The sequence below is a fragment of the Microcoleus sp. B3-A4 genome (genome assembly GCF_036705385.1).
In the GTDB taxonomy this organism is placed as follows: Bacteria; Cyanobacteriota; Cyanobacteriia; order Cyanobacteriales; family Microcoleaceae; genus Microcoleus.
In genome coordinates, this window is record NZ_JAUBUI010000004.1 from 1 (window position 1) to 15,481 (window position 15,481).

The window sequence follows — 15,481 nt, forward strand, 5'->3', positions numbered from 1 at the left end:
AATGGTTATTAAATGGGATAGAAAAGTCAAAAATAAAGGCAATGCTATTTTATCCGATTTAGCTGCGTAGCAGCTTATGACACAGAAGAGGGTTAGGGCTATTCTTTTAATTCTGGGAAATTACCTAAGCTTAATCGTGAATTTGGTATTAGAGGTAAACACATGGCTGGCAAGGATTTAAAGCTTTTTCAAATCCTAGAGGCTAGGGTTTGTCATCAGTTAATGTAAAGGAAGGTAAAGGAGAAATACAGCCGACTAGAAGGATTCGATCGGCACGACAAGCCGCCGTTATCCCCTACGGGATTAACAGTGGGAAAGGATCAAAGATTTGTTGCGCGGATGTGAAGGTTATGTGGGTGGGACAGTCTGCCTAAAATTGGTTTTTTGTAGAAGCGGTTTTGTACCGCTTCCCGGGCATCCCGTGGCGAGACTTGTCCGAACGGTTTGGAGACTTCCGAGTGATGACACGCCCTAACGCGGGGCTATCCGTTGCAGTTCTTTGGCTTGTTCTAAAATTTTCTCGAAGTCTTCTTCGCTCAACCGCTGAATGTAGTTGATTTTGAACTCTTCTAGGAAGTCGCACAACAGCAGTTGTATTTCTTGCCAGGTTTGCTGCTGTTGCAGTTCGGTTCCTAAAGCTTGCCCGAAATGTTGGACTAGCTGGCTTGAGAGTTTCATGCCTATGGGGTCTTCGGTGGCGATTTTGAAGGCTTCGTAGGCATCTTGGGGGCCGAGGGTGACTAATTTTGAGAGTTCTGCAACTAATTGCTGTGCTAGCTGTTCGGGCAGATTTCCGAGGCCGGGTACTTGCTTCCATCCTTGATAGAGGGGGGATTGTTTGAGGAAGCTTTCAATATTGTACCGGAGGAGGGCTTCTAGGTCTGGCTGGAGTTGGGGAAGGACTTTGTAGACGGTTATTTGCACTAGATGGGTGGCGATCGCTTCTATTTCATTGATATTGTTGATGTCTACATAGCGCTGTTTTTGGGATTTAAAGAGTTGACGAGTTAGTTCGCCTGTGGTAATTGATTGTTGCATCTGGTTGATGAGTTGAATTACTACAACTTCGGTCAATTCTTGGGCGAAGTTGGCGACGAAACCTCGGCTGATTTGGGCGCGTATGGGTTGGAGATCCGGCATTTTGGCTTGGTGGATGCGAATTGTGACGGGTAATACTCGCAACAGGCGCCAGAATGGGAGAAGCATGAAGATGTCGTACCATCGCCAGAGCATGGCTGCTCGCCAAGTGACGCTGCGGTGGCGGCGGGTGATCCAGTAGGTACGGGCTAGAAATTCGATCGCGAATATGGCAATAAATGGCAGGTCGATTAGCCAGAAGTTATCGGTGAATTCGCCGTTTTCTCCGATCTCGCGGTAATAGTTGGTGGCGATTAATGGCTTGATTTTGGAGTCAAACCACTTGATTTCTTTTTGCCAGCCTTGTTTGTTTAAATAGTTTTGGCTCCAGAATGTTTGGAATGATTGTTTAGCGGAGTCTTGCGGATTCGGGGCGCGATCGCGCATCCGGTCTTTTATTTTTTCTAGGGTGCCACTTTTTGATGCTACTCGAAAGGGATCTTCGTCGATCATTTTCGCGCTCAGATTGTTTATTTCCTGCAATTTTGCTGCTACTTGGGGAGAGGGCAACCCTGTTTGCACTACTTGAGTTTTTAATTCTTCTAAGGTTTCCAGATATTGCTGGGTGTCTCGGTGGGGTTTAATACCTTTAAATGGGTCGTATACTTGAGTAAGAGCTGGCAGTTGCCGGAAGTAGAAATCTCGACCGGGGACGTAAGTTATGTCAAATAATACTAGGCTTAAATTTCCTAGGGCGACCAGTGCCATGAACCGCTCGAACCAGGGTACTTTTGGTGATTTTTTGTGGGAGTTTGGAGTGGGAGAGGGCTGTAGTTTTGGTGTCACTGGCGATTCCTAATTAAGTAGACCGATCGAATTAGATGTAACTGGTAATAGCTGAAAAAAGGAAACAGGGAAAACTGGCTAAGTGTCTGGTCTGGCTCGGCTTGCGATCGAGGAAGCTAGTATTGATTTTAACGTGCGTTTGTTGGGGATTTTTGGATTGTTAATTACGCCTGGTTAAGTTAAAAATTATACGGGTAAAATATTAAAGTCGCTCTAACTTGACGGAAGCTGTGGCTCCCGTTAGTGTGCTTCTCTCTGGCAATAAAATTATATCTCAGGCGGAATCCTCAGTTTTTTTGGCGTTGCAGAGCTCACGGGGCTGGTAATAAATTACTATTTCTGTTTGATCTAGGGGCTATTTGACCGCTAAATCAAATGTATTGGACGGCTCGGAGTCTAAGGTTAGATGTGGACTTCGAGTTTGAGGTCAAACCCTTAAGAGAGTTATACTTGCTCAGGGGTAGTCTGGCGAGAGCGCCCCTTCCGATCGCGAGGGTGGCGGCCGCCTCCGTAAGGTTCGAGGTTTCGCCTCTACAAAAACCAGCTCGCGATCGGACTCTTGAATAATATAAAACCCTGAGTATAATTTTATTCGCATTTTTTTAATATATGACATACTGCCTTAATCTCGATTGCCCAAGAGACAAGCGTCAGAACCCACCAGGCACAAAGTATTGTCTTAATTGTGGTTCTAAGCTGCTGCTAAAAGACCTTTATGCAGCAACTGAACCGCTGCGCGATGGGGGATTTGGCAGGACTTTCCGAGCTGTTAATCATGGAAAATTTGAGGAATTGTGCGTGATTAAACAGTTGTCACCTCCTCAAGAGTTTCAGCGGAAGCCCGGTCATTTTAAAAAATATGTTCGGCTGTTTGAACAAGAGGCAAGGCGGTTATACGAACTGAAGCACCCGCAAATTCCTCAGTTAATTTCTTATTTTGAGGAAGATGGGCGGTTGTATTTAGTGCAAGAGTTTATTGATGGCTATAATTTAAAGGATGAGCTAGAAAAGTACGGTGCTTATAGCGAAATTAAAACTTGCGAACTGCTGTTAGATTTGTTGCCTTTATTGAAGTTTGTTCACGACAGAAATGTAATTCACCGCGATATTAAACCTGAGAATGTGATCCGCCGATCTCGCGATCGTAAGTTAGTGCTGATAGATTTTGGGGTTTCTAAACAGGTAGTAGCTGCTGCTCCGACCAAAACAGGAACTAAGTTGGGAACTCCCGGCTACGCGGCTCTAGAACAGCGTCACGGTAGGGCTGTTCCTGCTAGCGACCTTTATAGTTTGGGGGTGACTTGCATTCGCTTGCTGACTTCTGTTATGCCTTATCTGGATATCTACGGGGACATTCACGATGACCTTTACGATCCGCTTGAAGGTCGCTGGCTTTGGAGGGAGGCTTTGCCAAAAGGAACACAAATTAGCGAGGATTTAGGTCAGGTTTTGGATAAGTTGATTCAGGAATATGTTAAAGATCGCTACAAATCGGCTGTCGAAGTTTTGGATGCTTTAAAACCTCCGGTTGTTGTTGTCCCTGTGCTGGAAAAGTCACAGCAGGCAACTGTCCTTAGTCCTTCTGTGCCGACTCAACCGGTGACTGATTCTCCGCTAGTTGCTGTGAATTTAGAGTCCGAAAAAGGTATTGATTATTCTCACTTGGCCAGGCTGCTGGCTGCTAAAAATTGGCGGGGTGCTGATGAAGAAACTTCTGTGAAAATGCTGGAGGTGATGCAGCAAGTTTCACGGGGTTATTTGAGCGAGGAAGATATTAGGAAGTTTCCAGCTAAGGATTTGGAGACTATCGATCAACTTTGGGTGCGGCACAGTCACCGCAGATTTGGTTTTTCTGTGCAAAAGGGTTTGTGGGTAAAGTCGGGGGGAAAGGCTGGTGTTTATGATGCTACAGTTTGGGAGAAGTTTGGCGATCGAGTAGGCTGGCGGGTTAACAGCCAGTGGGTATACTATTCGGAGCTGAATTTTACTTCTAAGGCAAAGCCTGGACATTTGCCGGGGGGGACTGTTTTTGGGTGGGAAGGCGGGGTTTTGTGCGGTGTTTTGGGTTTGGGTGGGATCTGGTTTCTGCTGTCGCGGCGGGATTTGTAGAAGGAAGGTAGAAGGTAGAAGGCAGAATTTATTAGTCAGGCTGCACCCCAAGCGAAGTCGAAGTGTTAGTCATGAAAGAGTTTTGAGTTGAGAATTAAAGAGTTAACAAGTGTTGAGTTTAATCATCTGTTATGTAGAAAATAGCTCTAAAAAAAGCGAAAAATAAGATATAATCCCAAACCCTTTTTTTTGTGCTATGTTCTTAGAGAAGGGCAAGTTTGCAAAGTCAAAAGCCAGTCCTCGGCGGTGGCCAACCATGGGGACTGGCTTTTGCTCCAATTTACCAAGGAGATTTATCTAGTATGTTGCAAGAAAAACGTCTCAAGCCGTGGACTATAGTTCGATCGCTTCCAAATGTGGAAAAGGTGGTTGTGGGTGAGTTTCGCAGTTGGTCTGATGCAGACGGTCACTTGAAAATTCTCAAGCGGATGGTACCGGCGGATCGATTGAGTGTTGTGTTCGATCCGGTAGTTCAAGCGTAACGTCGCTGGTAAATTGATCAGCGTGCGATCGCTCTTTGAGCTAAGCGATCGCCTATTTTTTTACATATTTTTTTTTACATAAAAAATGCGACCGCTAAAAAGGATCTCGCAAATTGAATCATTGTCCTTAACTGCGGCGAATTTCAGTAATTTGGTCGGCTACATCCAAAATTCTTTGCGGCATGGATGGCCCGGTAAAAATCATATCCAAATGATGCGGCTTGTTGTCAATCAATGCCACCACTTCGGCTTCGGGAATCAAGCCCAAATTAACCGCTAAACTCAATTCATCGAGAATAACTAAGGAATAACGACCTTCGCGCACTGCATTTTGAACATACTGCCACAATTGTTGGAGCGATCGCGTTTCCAGCTCATCTAAATCGGCATTCTCAATGCAGCGTGACAAATCGCAGCGCACCCAATCTAAATTTTGCCCCAGCCGCACTGGATGCTGATGCCCTTGATTAATTCCCCCTTTGAGGAACTGCACCGCTAGCACGGGAGCTCCCTGTCCTGCAATTCGGAGGGCCTGAGCCATGACACTGGTAAAAAAGCAGCGGTGCGGGCCTGTAAAAACTTGCACCAGCCCTTGAACTGTGTAGGGCAAGCTGTGGTTTAAATTGAGTTTAGGGGTTTGTAACTGAGCAACCATAGGGCAATATTTAATCAGCAACTAAGTCTTGAGTGCAGCTCCGACCTTGGCGCGGCTGAAGCCTGCTTGACAATATATAGTGTACGGGGCCGAGTGCACATCGGATCGAACACTAGATATACAAGTTGTCAAAAGCTCGCGACAGTGGCATTCGCAGTCGTTTGTTCGATTTTTGAACTCAATTAGCACTTACACAGAAACGGGCTTTTTTACCAAAATACGGCGTGGAGCTTGACATTTATACAGTTATAGGGTGAAAAACCAAGGTGATGAGAGTCTGGCGGCGTCCAGGGCTTTTAAGAAAAGGTACACACATCGCGTAAAATTTGAATGTCGCGGCACTAGGAGCAGAGACTGTGAGAGTGGTGATTCTGGGAGGGCCAGGAGCGGGAAAGGGAACTCAGGCTGAATTACTTTGCAGCAATTTGAGCCTTCCTTTGCTGGCGGTGGGAGACATTCTACGGGAGGCGATCGCAGAAGACACAGATTTAGGCAAGCGGGCGGTGTCTTATGTCGAAAGAGGGGAATTAGTTCCCGACGCAACTATGATTCAATTCTTTCGCCGCCGACTGCTGCTGTGGGATGTCTTTAATGGCTGGGTATTGGAGGGCTATCCGCGAACTGCTTTTCAAGCTGAGGAGTTGGATTTTTTATTAGAGGAGTTGGCGCAGGAGCTAGATTGGGCAGTTTGGCTGAAAGTGCCGATCGAGGTTTTGCTGAGCAGGTCGATCGAGCGAGATCGATCGGATGACCACCCTGAAATTTTACAGCGTCGCCTCGATTTGTTCCACGAACGCACTATTCCTCTTTTAGAGTATTACGAACACCGCAACAAATTGTTAACTATTGATGGCGATCGATCTCCACAACAAGTCCAGCAGGATATTCTCACATTGATCGAGGCTAAAGGTCAATACTCATAGCATTTTAGATTTTTCATTTTAGGTTGAATGACTGCTTATTTAAAAAATCAAAAAAGACCGGAAGATTAATATCCTATTTTCAATCTTTTATATCCAATTACCCATTACCAATCACCTAAATATTATGTCTTTCCAGCGTCCAGACGGCAGACAACCAAATCAAATTCGTCCGATTAGTTTCGATCGACAGTTTACCAAATTTGCTAGCGGTTCCGTACTCGCGAAAAGTGGCGATACTCAGGTACTTTGCAGCGTTACAATCAAGCCGGGAGTGCCTAGATTTCTGGAGAATACCGGACAAGGTTGGCTGACAGCGGAATACCGAATGTTACCTGGTTCTACGCCGCAGCGACAAGAGCGGGAATTTATGAAATTATCGGGACGGACTCAAGAGATTCAGCGGTTGATTGGGCGCAGTTTGCGATCGTGCTTGGATATGCAACTCTTGGGAGAACGCACCATACTTGTGGATGCGGATGTTTTGCAAGCGGACGCGGGGACTCGGACAACTTCCATTACTGGCGGGTTTGTGGCTGTGGCTGACGCTTTGAACAAGTTGGTACAAAAAGGTGATTTAGTGCGATCGCCCATTATTCGTCAAGTGGCGGCCGTGTCTGTCGGACTTTTGGAAGGCGAGCCATTTTTAGATTTGAATTATGTTGAAGATGTGGCGGCTGAAATTGATTGTAATGTGGTAATGAATGGAGATTTGAACATCATCGAAGTTCAGGGAACTGCGGAAGAAGGAAGTTTCAGCCGGAGTCAGTTAAATCAAATTTTGGATTTGGCAGAAACGGGAATTCAAGAATTGTTGGAGGCTCAGCGGCAAGCTTTAGTTCAGTAAGACTTACGCATGGGAGTCAAGAAACCGGGTTTTTACGATCATACTTGGTTTCAGTCAGCAGATTTGGTAAAAACGGGTTTGACGTTAAGTTGACACAAATTGGCACTGCCGTGTCCTCTATATAATACAGCGTATTCCAGGTTGATGAAGTGTAGGGACAAAGGCTTTCGCCGTGTCCCTATCAAGCGATCGTGTGGTGGCGGACTCGGCATAAAAAATAGTAAAAAAGGCGATCGCACTCGGAACTTGCTTGCTTGCGGGCGATCGACTTTTCGCGAAAAATCATTGATATCCAACCAATAACAAATCACCCATCACCAAGGACTCCCAATCATCACAAAAGCCGACCAATAATAAGGATGCGACAACTTTAAATCCGCAAACCCTTGCAGCGAACTAGGCAACTCCACCCCCTCACCCCGACTCAAACCCCGCAATCGACCACCCTCCAAACGCACATCTCCCCGCAACATCGCAATTTGCGCTTGTCGCAGCGCCGCCCCCTTAATTCGCGCTGTCTTCAACTGCTGGTAAAACTCACTCATCAATCCCAAAGTACCTTCATCACTCACGTACCACAAACTTCCCAAAGCCGTTTGCACCCCCGCTTGCAGCGCCAAACCCCCAAAACCCAACTCCGCCTGTGCATCTCCCACCGCAGTCCGACAAGCACTTAAAACTAACAGATTGACCTGCGGATCATTCAATCTCAAATCCCGCAATTGATCCAGTCGCAGCCGACTATTCCAAAACTGAATAAAAGAATTATTCGGTACTCCAGGTCGAAATTCGCCGTGAGTAGCTAAGTGAATAACCCCAAAAGGTCGGCTTTGATGCTGTCGCTTCAAATTATCCACAGTGAAATCCTCATTCAGAAAACTAACTCCCGGCCACTCTCTGGAAATAGCGGCTATTTCCGTAGGAACTGCAGGCAAAGGATTCAACTCTGAAAATTCTGAGGCACCCATTGCTAAAACTTGAGAATTTCTGATATCGACGTAGCGACTATCTGTTAAATTCATGCTGGGCATGAGGCTGAGACTGTACTTTTCCACCAAAAATTGCTGTCCGTCATGCAAAGCAGCAAAGGGCATACCTCTCAAACCTCGATCGACCACAAAGGAAATAGTATCGGTTTCGCACTTTTTCAAACTGTCCTCTAAAGGCGCAATCATCCACTTATAAAGCTGTTGGGAAGATGGTAGATAACTCGTAGTAGTTCGCACTCCCGGTTTGGTAATCTCACCCCTGAACTCATTTACAACTTTCAGCAGTTCTGCCCGGTTCGCAGCCGGCACACTTTTGTGAACCACTTCACCGCAAGAATTTATTAGCATTAAATTTAATTCTTCGGGCTGTGAGAACAGATAAATTAAGCTGGGTTTCGTGCCCGTTGCTGCGCCCACCGATGCTAGCTTTTTTTGGATTTCCTCTGGGGATACCAACTCGTCACTGATGTTGATGCCGAAATATTCTCGGAATTCTTGGCTGAAAGATTTGTCCAGCAGAGACAAAGCTTCCGATATTTTCCCAGCCTCCAAATTCCTGCCGATGTCGCCGCGAAATGCTGACTGAATAACTGAATCTCTGATATTTGAATTGATAAAATTTCTCAGTCCTCTGGGAGATTGCATTCTTTCGGCCGGCATCCTGTCTCCAGGTTTTCCTATATCTCGGGATATTCTGTTTTGGTTCTGCCGCTGTTGGCGACTAAAGGGTTGGTTGGAATCCGGGAAAAGCAATCGCCCTCTATCAAATGGCAATCTATCCCTTGGTGATATGGGGGGCGAATTGGGGTTATTGGGATTATTTGGATTATTTGGATTATTGGGAGTGTCGGGATTATTCGGGTTATTTGGAGTGTCGGGATTATTTGGATTATTTGGATTGTCGGGATTATTTGGGTTATTTGGATTGTCGGGATTATTTGGATTATTTGGATTGTCGGGATTATTTGGATTGTCGGGATTATTTGGATTGTCGGGATTATTTGGATTGTCGGGATTATTTGGATTATTTGGATTGTCGGGATTATTTGGATTATTTGGATTGTCGGGATTAGTTGGTTGATTTGTAGTGACGATCGCACTATTGCCTTGAGTGTAAGAATTGATGAAAGATCGGCCCTGAGTAATCGTACCCACAGGATTACTGGCGATCGCCCCAGCAGTACCGTTAGTCGTCGCATCTCCCACCGCAAAAGGCGTCGGCGGATTGACAGTGCCGCCGCCGTGGCGGATCGTAACTGTACCCGGTTGAATGCTACCAAGAGTCGAGACGCTAAGAGGAGTGCCGTTTTGGTCAAAAGTACCCGTCACTCGAACTAAACCCGGAGTTGTGATCTCAACATTACCGCCCGGAGCATTGATCGATGCAACACTGATATCATTTTGAGCGTTAAGATTTACTGTAGAAGTGCGATCGGCACTAACAACAGGATTAACATTTATTCGCCCAATTGCGATTTCGTTCCCCGCTAAAATTCCGACACTTTCGGCAGCACTTATATTGCCAGTGCTGACTGTTCCCCTGCTGCTAGTGACATCAACTGCAACTCCCTGCAAGTCTCGTGAATTTACATCAAGCGGCGCTGTTAAATTCACATTTCCTGTTGTGGCGTCCGTATTGCCAATATTAATACTTGCCGTATTGCTAGTTACATTAACTCCAACTCCCCGCAAATCTCGGGAATTTGCATTGCCAGAACTGGTCAAATTGACATTTCCTGTTGTGGCGTCGATATTGCCAATATTAATACTTCCCGCATTGCTGTTTACATTAACTCCAACTCCCCCCACATCCCCGGAATTTACATTTAGCAGCGCTCTTAAATTGAGAGTATTTTCTGTTGCTGTAGCGGTTTCAATATTAATACTTCCCGAATTGCTATTTATATTAACTCTTTCTCCCAGCAAATCCCCGGAATTTACATTTCCCGAACCTATTATATTAATATTTCCAAGAGATGTAGTATTACCGATCGCAATATTTCCCTGAGCGCTATTGATTTCAACGGCTCCACCTTGCAAATTCCCTGCATTTAAATCGCTGGACGCTCTCAAATTAATCGTGGCAGTGCCAGCGTTAATCGATGCAACATTCATATTAGTTTGTGCATCCAAATTTACTGTAGGAATGAGGGGATTAACTGGATTTGTGGCAACAGGATTAACAGTTATTGCCCCTGTGTTGATTTCCTGTCCCGCTACAATTCTGACATCTCCAGAAGTAGCGATCGCCCCCGTATTAACACTCCCATTGCTGCTGCTAGCATTGACAGTCGCAGCGGTGAGATTGCCAACCGTTAAGTCCCTAAAAGCTGTCAAATTGATATTCTCAGTTGCTGTGATATTGACTGGTGTAGTATTAGGCACAATGGTATTGGCATCCGTCAAAACCCCCAATGCCCCGGAGTTACTGGTAATATCAACATTAGATCCCTGCAAAGTCCCAAAATTCACATTGCCAAAAGCTCTGAGTGCGATCGCCCCGGAAGTCCCAGTATCGATCGACCCTGTTACTATATTGCCTCGAACAGTATTCAGACTAATACTGCCGTTGATATCAGCACGAGAAATGTCACTTGTCAAGATAATATTGTCATTAGCTTGAATATTAATTGTCGAATTAGACGTTAATCTGCCCCCAACTACCACTGCCCCTTCCCTGCTTTCGAGACTAATTTGACCGCCATTAATATCTCTAGTTGCGATACTTCCCGGCGCTGACAAAATCACCGGCCCGCCGGCCGAAATATTTTCAACAGAAATCAAATTATTCGATAGTAATGAATCTATAAATATTGCATCTTCACCTAAACTGTCCGTAGCAGGATTAGGAGAATTTGCCAAATCTTGCACTCCAGCCCGTAGAATTAAGGCCGGACTGCTGGTTAAAATAGCAATATCTGGATCACCGCTCACATTTTCCCTACCCAATGCACTATCGGGGCCGGTAATTGTAATATCCTCGGCAACAATGCTCCCCTTCGCCTCGACTTTCAGCGAAACTCCGGTATAATCTCCAAAGAAAACATCTCCTTCCGAACTGATAATCGGGTCAAATAAACTGACAAAATTTCCCGGCATTCCCGACAAATTGCGAATCGAAAAATTGCCACCAGAAACAAAGTGGGCATCCCCCGAAATAACGCCGTTGCTAACCAAACTCAAATTGCCGCCGCTTTGGAATTGCGCGGGAAGAGATAAGCCGCCGATCGCATTTTGAGTGAGAATATCAATAGTGCGATCGCCCTGAATGTATAAATTCCCCCCAGCCTGCGCCAAAAAAGGATTCTGGGCGCTGTCCCTGACCCGCACCGCATCCCGACCCAGCAAACTCAAATCCCCCGTAGTTTGCAGCCTAGCGCCCGCTAACGTGAGATTTTCCGCAGCCCATAAATTCGCACCTCCCGCATTCAACTGCGGCAGCCCAGACACATTAGCAGCAATCGCCACATCCCCAGAATTCACCTGCAAACCAGAACCCACAAGCCGCACAGAACCGTCATCAGCAACCGCAACCCCCGCAGCCTGATTTTGCCCAGTACCTGTTAGCAACTGCGGCAAAGAAACAGGATTCAAAGTCTGTTGAGAATTACCAAAATTTCCGCCAGTTGCTATTTCCAAACTCAACAAATGCCCCGGTTGACTAATGCGGAGAACCTGATCTCCCCCAACAGCAGCAACAGTAATTTGCCCGCCCGCAGCCGACAACTGACCCGTACTAACAACCGTACCGCCAAGCAAAGCCAAATTTTGCCCAGGAGTCACCGCTAAATTGCCAGCATTAACAATACTTCCCGGTACACCCGCACTAAAATAAAAAGCATTTGGCGTACCCACCAAGGCGCTAAAATTATTTGTACCCGCAGCATTAAACCAACTTGAACCAAAACCGACACCAGTAGCAGTAGTTGCAGTAAAAGCCGCCGGCACATTCAAACTCGCGTTCGGGCCAAACACAATCCCCGCAGGATTAATTAGAAAAAGATTAGAATTGCCGCCCGTGACAGTAATTAAACCGTTAATTAGCGAAGCGTCCCCGCCAGCAATTCGAGCTAATATATTCTGAATAGCCGGATTAGTCAGAAAATTAGCAATTTGACCTTCATTCAAGCCGAACTGCCCAAAACTGTGAAAAAGATTCGCGCCATCTCCCGACAAACTGCCGCCGTTGATATCATAGCGGTTGCCGCTGGGGGTGACAACAGTACCCGTACCGTCAGCAGCAGGCACTATGGGCTGTGCTTGCGCTAAAGTATTAAAAATTAACAAAGAAAACGGACAAATAAATAGCGCAACCTTTTTAATCTTTAAGTTGGCATTTTTCATAGCAGCAAGTAAAACTATCGCAATTGCCTTAATTATGGCACTTGCAAACAACTTACCTGTAAATAACAAATTAATTCGCTCATGACAACTCCCAAAATCAAAAGCTTGTACACAGACGGCGCTTGTTCCGGCAACCCAGGCCCAGGCGGCTGGGGTGCAGTAGTTTGCTTCGCCGACGGCAACTGTCACGAACTCGGAGGTGGAGACCCCCAAACTACTAACAACCGCATGGAAATGCAGGCGGCCGTCGCTGCGCTGGAATTTTTTGCCAATTCCGGTCAAACCGAACCAGTCACCGTTTACACCGACAGCGAATACGTTAAAAACGGCATCACTAAATGGATTCAAGGCTGGAAAAATAAAGGCTGGAAAACCTCAACGGGCAAAGATGTTGTCAACCAAGACCTCTGGCATCTGCTAGACAAGCTGAATTCCCGGCAAATCAAGTGGGAACACGTCCGCGGCCACTCCGGCGACTTCTACAACGACAGATGCGATGAAATCGCCCGCAGCTTCTCCCACAATCTCACTCCCGAACTGCAACAGCGCAAACCAACGGGAGACGAGGCAGGGGCGGGCACGGGGGCACCGCCCCTACACTTTGACAACACAATTGTTTGGGAAGGAACGGACACAACTGGTAACAAAACGATAGAATCCTATGTCATAACTTCTGACCTTCCGATCTCCAACTCTACCATGATGGATTCAACTGCCGATACCCTGGAGAACTTGCCCCGCGAGGTGAGGGTTCAAGACCTCCGCAATCTGATCGAAACGTTGCACATCGCCGACGAGGTTGCGACGAAAGGCTACTTGATTACCAGTTCTGAACTGGCTGATTTGATGGATGTCAATGCCAGCGCTGTCACCAGTCGTGGAGACAACTGGGTTTGGCGGAATTGGGTAGTTTCGCGGGTGCGGCGCGAAGGCAACCAAATTCTCTGGCAATTAGAGAGAATCGACCACGTTAGTACAACTGATTAGTAATTAGTCATGAGTTATTAGTTGATTAATGACTGATGACTAATGACTGTCTCAAAGCAAGATTTGGCAAAATTCCGTAGGGACACAACATTAGTTGTGTCCTTTTAGTCATCAGTTGACTAAACAGGCTACTTAACATCAGTCCCAGTTAAAATAAAGAATCCAACTGTCTGTAAGTCCCTACTCTAAACCCTCATAAAATCAGTGATTTCCCATCGAAAATCTCAAATCGCAAATCGAAAATAGCATGAGTATCAGCTTGCGAACAGTCACTGCTACCAGATATGTCACTCCCTTACGCGAGGGCGGGTCGCTACCCGCGATCGTCGAAGCAGATGATGATGGTATGTACGTGCTCAAATTTCGCGGTGCGGGCCAGGGAGCCAAATCTCTGATCGCCGAGCTAGTAGCGGGAGAGATTGCTCGCGCCTCCGGGCTGCCAATCCCCGAACTCGTCTTTGTTGAACTCGATCCCGAACTGGCTCGCACTGAGCCTGACCCGGAAATTCAAGATTTGATCCGAGCAAGTGCAGGCCTCAACCTCGCCCTCGACTATCTCCCGGGCTCCATCACTTTTGACCCGATAGCGGGGAAGTCCGAGGCGGATTTGGCCTCAGAAATCGTCTGGTTCGATGCTTTTGTAACCAACATCGATCGCACGTCGCGCAATGCAAATATGCTGGTATGGCACCGCCGGCTTTGGCTGATAGATCACGGTGCAGCCCTCTACTTCCACCACACCTGGAAAGATTATCTCTCCCGCAGCCGCGATCGTTTTCCGCCTATCAAAGACCACGTTTTGCTGCGTTTTGCCAGTACGCTGGAAGCGGCAAATTCAAAGATGACTCAAACGCTAACCCCGGACATCATTCGCAACATTGTTAAACTAATTCCTGATAGTTGGCTGGTAGGAGATTCTCCTTTCAGCGATAGCAACCAACATCGGGATGCTTATATTGAGTACCTGCTAAATCGGCTAGAATCACCACATATTTTTTTGGAGGAAGCGATTAGTGCCCGATCGATTTCTTTATGATTATGCCATTATCCGCGTCGTTCCGAAAGTTGAGCGCGAGGAGTTTATCAACGTGGGGGCGATCGTTTCCTGCGGTACGAAAAAATTCCTCGAAGCCCGTATCGAAATTGATGAACAGCGCTTGATGGCGATCGACTCAACGTTGGATCTGGAAATGATTCGCAATCACCTAGCAGTCATTCCCATCATTTGTGCAGGCGGCTCCGAATCTGGCGCGATCGGTCAACTTCCCCACAGAGAGCGCTTTCACTGGCTCGTAGCACCCCGCAGCACGATCGTTCAGACATCGCGGGTACACACTGGTTTTTGCCAGAATCTACCGGGTGCGATCGAACACTTGCTCGATACAATGGTGCGATCGTCAAGCCGAAAACCCTCTGTAAACGCTCGGTTGCTAGCCGCTGGAATTGACACTCAGGAGATGCGATCGCACTCTACTTAGCGTCAGCTTGTCGGTTAGAGGCTGCTTTGAGCTTGGTGAGCGATCTATCCATTTCGGAAAACACTCAGAATATCCGAATTATTCATATCTCTCTGATCTTCCTCTGCGTGAATCAGCGTCAATCCCTTGTCATCTGCGGTTAATACATTCTCTTTTTTTTACTGCAGATGAGGGCAGATAAACACAGAGTAACGCAGATGAATTAGATCAATTCCGGTTGCATCGTCGGTGATTGTTGACGGTGGGCGAGATTTGGCCAGAACGATGTTAACGGATTTGATCTAACTTTTCTAAAGTCTTAACCACAGTTTCGCAAGGTAGAAAGATGATTCAAATCGAACCGACAAATATGACTTTCCCTCTCTGGGGTTTAACAATTTTCATCCTGTGGACGATCGCAGTCGTTATCTTTTTGCTAGCAGTCAGGATTCGGCATCTATCTGCGGGCGGATCAGTAAAAGATTTCGGCACACAAAACGACGACAGCTTGCTTTGGCGACTATTTCGAGTACAATCCAACTTGATAGAAAACCTGCCTTTGTATTTGGGAGTTGTTTTTCTTCTAACCGTTAGGGGTGTTTCAGGAACAGCAGTAGATTTGCTGATTGTGGTGTACATCCTATTTCGGCTTGTACATTCAGTGATTCACATCGCTGGTCTCGATCCAAAGTTTCGGTTCTTCAGCTTAGTAATTCAGTTAAGCTGCTTGGTCGCCTTAACTATTATGGCAGTTTTATAGTTGGGAAA

At 46.4% G+C, this 15,481-nt stretch carries 11 protein-coding genes and 1 pseudogene; 9 read left to right on the top strand and 3 right to left on the bottom strand.

The window, feature by feature from the left end; genetic code table 11:
• Nucleotides 1-319 precede the first annotated feature (319 nt).
• Nucleotides 320-458, top strand: a pseudogene (locus QUB33_RS03235) (IS5/IS1182 family transposase); the annotation flags it as partial.
• Between the two features lie 13 nt (nt 459-471).
• Here QUB33_RS03235 and QUB33_RS03240 read toward each other — a convergent pair.
• Nucleotides 472-1,923: a hypothetical protein gene (locus tag QUB33_RS03240; RefSeq protein ID WP_333347163.1), complete on the bottom strand. Its 1,452-nt coding sequence runs from the start codon at nt 1,921-1,923 to the stop codon at nt 472-474.
• Nucleotides 1,924-2,532: 609 nt separating this feature from the next.
• Between QUB33_RS03240 and QUB33_RS03245 the strand changes: the two genes are divergently transcribed.
• Nucleotides 2,533-4,032: a GUN4 domain-containing protein gene (locus tag QUB33_RS03245; RefSeq protein ID WP_333347166.1), complete on the top strand. Its 1,500-nt coding sequence runs from the start codon at nt 2,533-2,535 to the stop codon at nt 4,030-4,032.
• 218 nt (nt 4,033-4,250) lie between these two features.
• Nucleotides 4,251-4,514, top strand: a complete 264-nt coding sequence (locus QUB33_RS03250; protein ID WP_333217442.1) for a hypothetical protein — start codon at nt 4,251-4,253, stop codon at nt 4,512-4,514.
• Nucleotides 4,515-4,641: 127 nt separating this feature from the next.
• Here the strand turns inward: QUB33_RS03250 and QUB33_RS03255 are convergent, their stop codons facing one another.
• A complete protein-coding gene (locus QUB33_RS03255) occupies nt 4,642-5,169 on the bottom strand; it encodes a P-loop NTPase family protein (RefSeq protein ID WP_190738801.1) in 528 nt (175 codons plus the stop codon).
• A 356-nt stretch (nt 5,170-5,525) separates the two neighbouring features.
• Between QUB33_RS03255 and QUB33_RS03260 the strand changes: the two genes are divergently transcribed.
• Nucleotides 5,526-6,092: a nucleoside monophosphate kinase gene (locus QUB33_RS03260; protein WP_333347169.1), complete on the top strand. Its 567-nt coding sequence runs from the start codon at nt 5,526-5,528 to the stop codon at nt 6,090-6,092.
• 124 nt (nt 6,093-6,216) lie between these two features.
• A complete protein-coding gene (gene rph / locus QUB33_RS03265; RefSeq protein ID WP_333347174.1) occupies nt 6,217-6,936 on the top strand; it encodes a ribonuclease PH in 720 nt (239 codons plus the stop codon).
• Between the two features lie 314 nt (nt 6,937-7,250).
• On the opposite strand, the gene QUB33_RS03270 is transcribed toward rph, so the two are convergent.
• Nucleotides 7,251-12,269, bottom strand: a complete 5,019-nt coding sequence (locus QUB33_RS03270) for a CHAT domain-containing protein (RefSeq protein WP_333347177.1) — start codon at nt 12,267-12,269, stop codon at nt 7,251-7,253.
• An 81-nt stretch (nt 12,270-12,350) separates the two neighbouring features.
• Here QUB33_RS03270 and rnhA point away from each other — a divergent pair, with 81 nt between their 5' ends.
• From rnhA to QUB33_RS03290, 4 genes are all read left to right on the top strand, one after another.
• Nucleotides 12,351-13,256 (top strand): ribonuclease HI, encoded by a 906-nt coding sequence (rnhA, locus tag QUB33_RS03275; protein WP_190738793.1) that lies wholly within the window; start codon nt 12,351-12,353, stop codon nt 13,254-13,256.
• A gap of 247 nt (nt 13,257-13,503) precedes the next feature.
• On the top strand, nt 13,504-14,292 hold the full coding sequence (locus tag QUB33_RS03280) for a HipA family kinase (RefSeq protein ID WP_333347180.1): 789 nt from the start codon (nt 13,504-13,506) through the stop codon (nt 14,290-14,292).
• Nucleotides 14,270-14,734: a DUF3037 domain-containing protein gene (locus QUB33_RS03285; protein WP_333347183.1), complete on the top strand. Its 465-nt coding sequence runs from the start codon at nt 14,270-14,272 to the stop codon at nt 14,732-14,734. Before QUB33_RS03280 ends, QUB33_RS03285 begins: the two co-directional genes overlap by 23 nt.
• A 325-nt stretch (nt 14,735-15,059) precedes the next feature.
• On the top strand, nt 15,060-15,473 hold the full coding sequence (locus QUB33_RS03290) for an MAPEG family protein (RefSeq protein ID WP_333347186.1): 414 nt from the start codon (nt 15,060-15,062) through the stop codon (nt 15,471-15,473).
• Nucleotides 15,474-15,481: the final 8 nt, after the last annotated feature.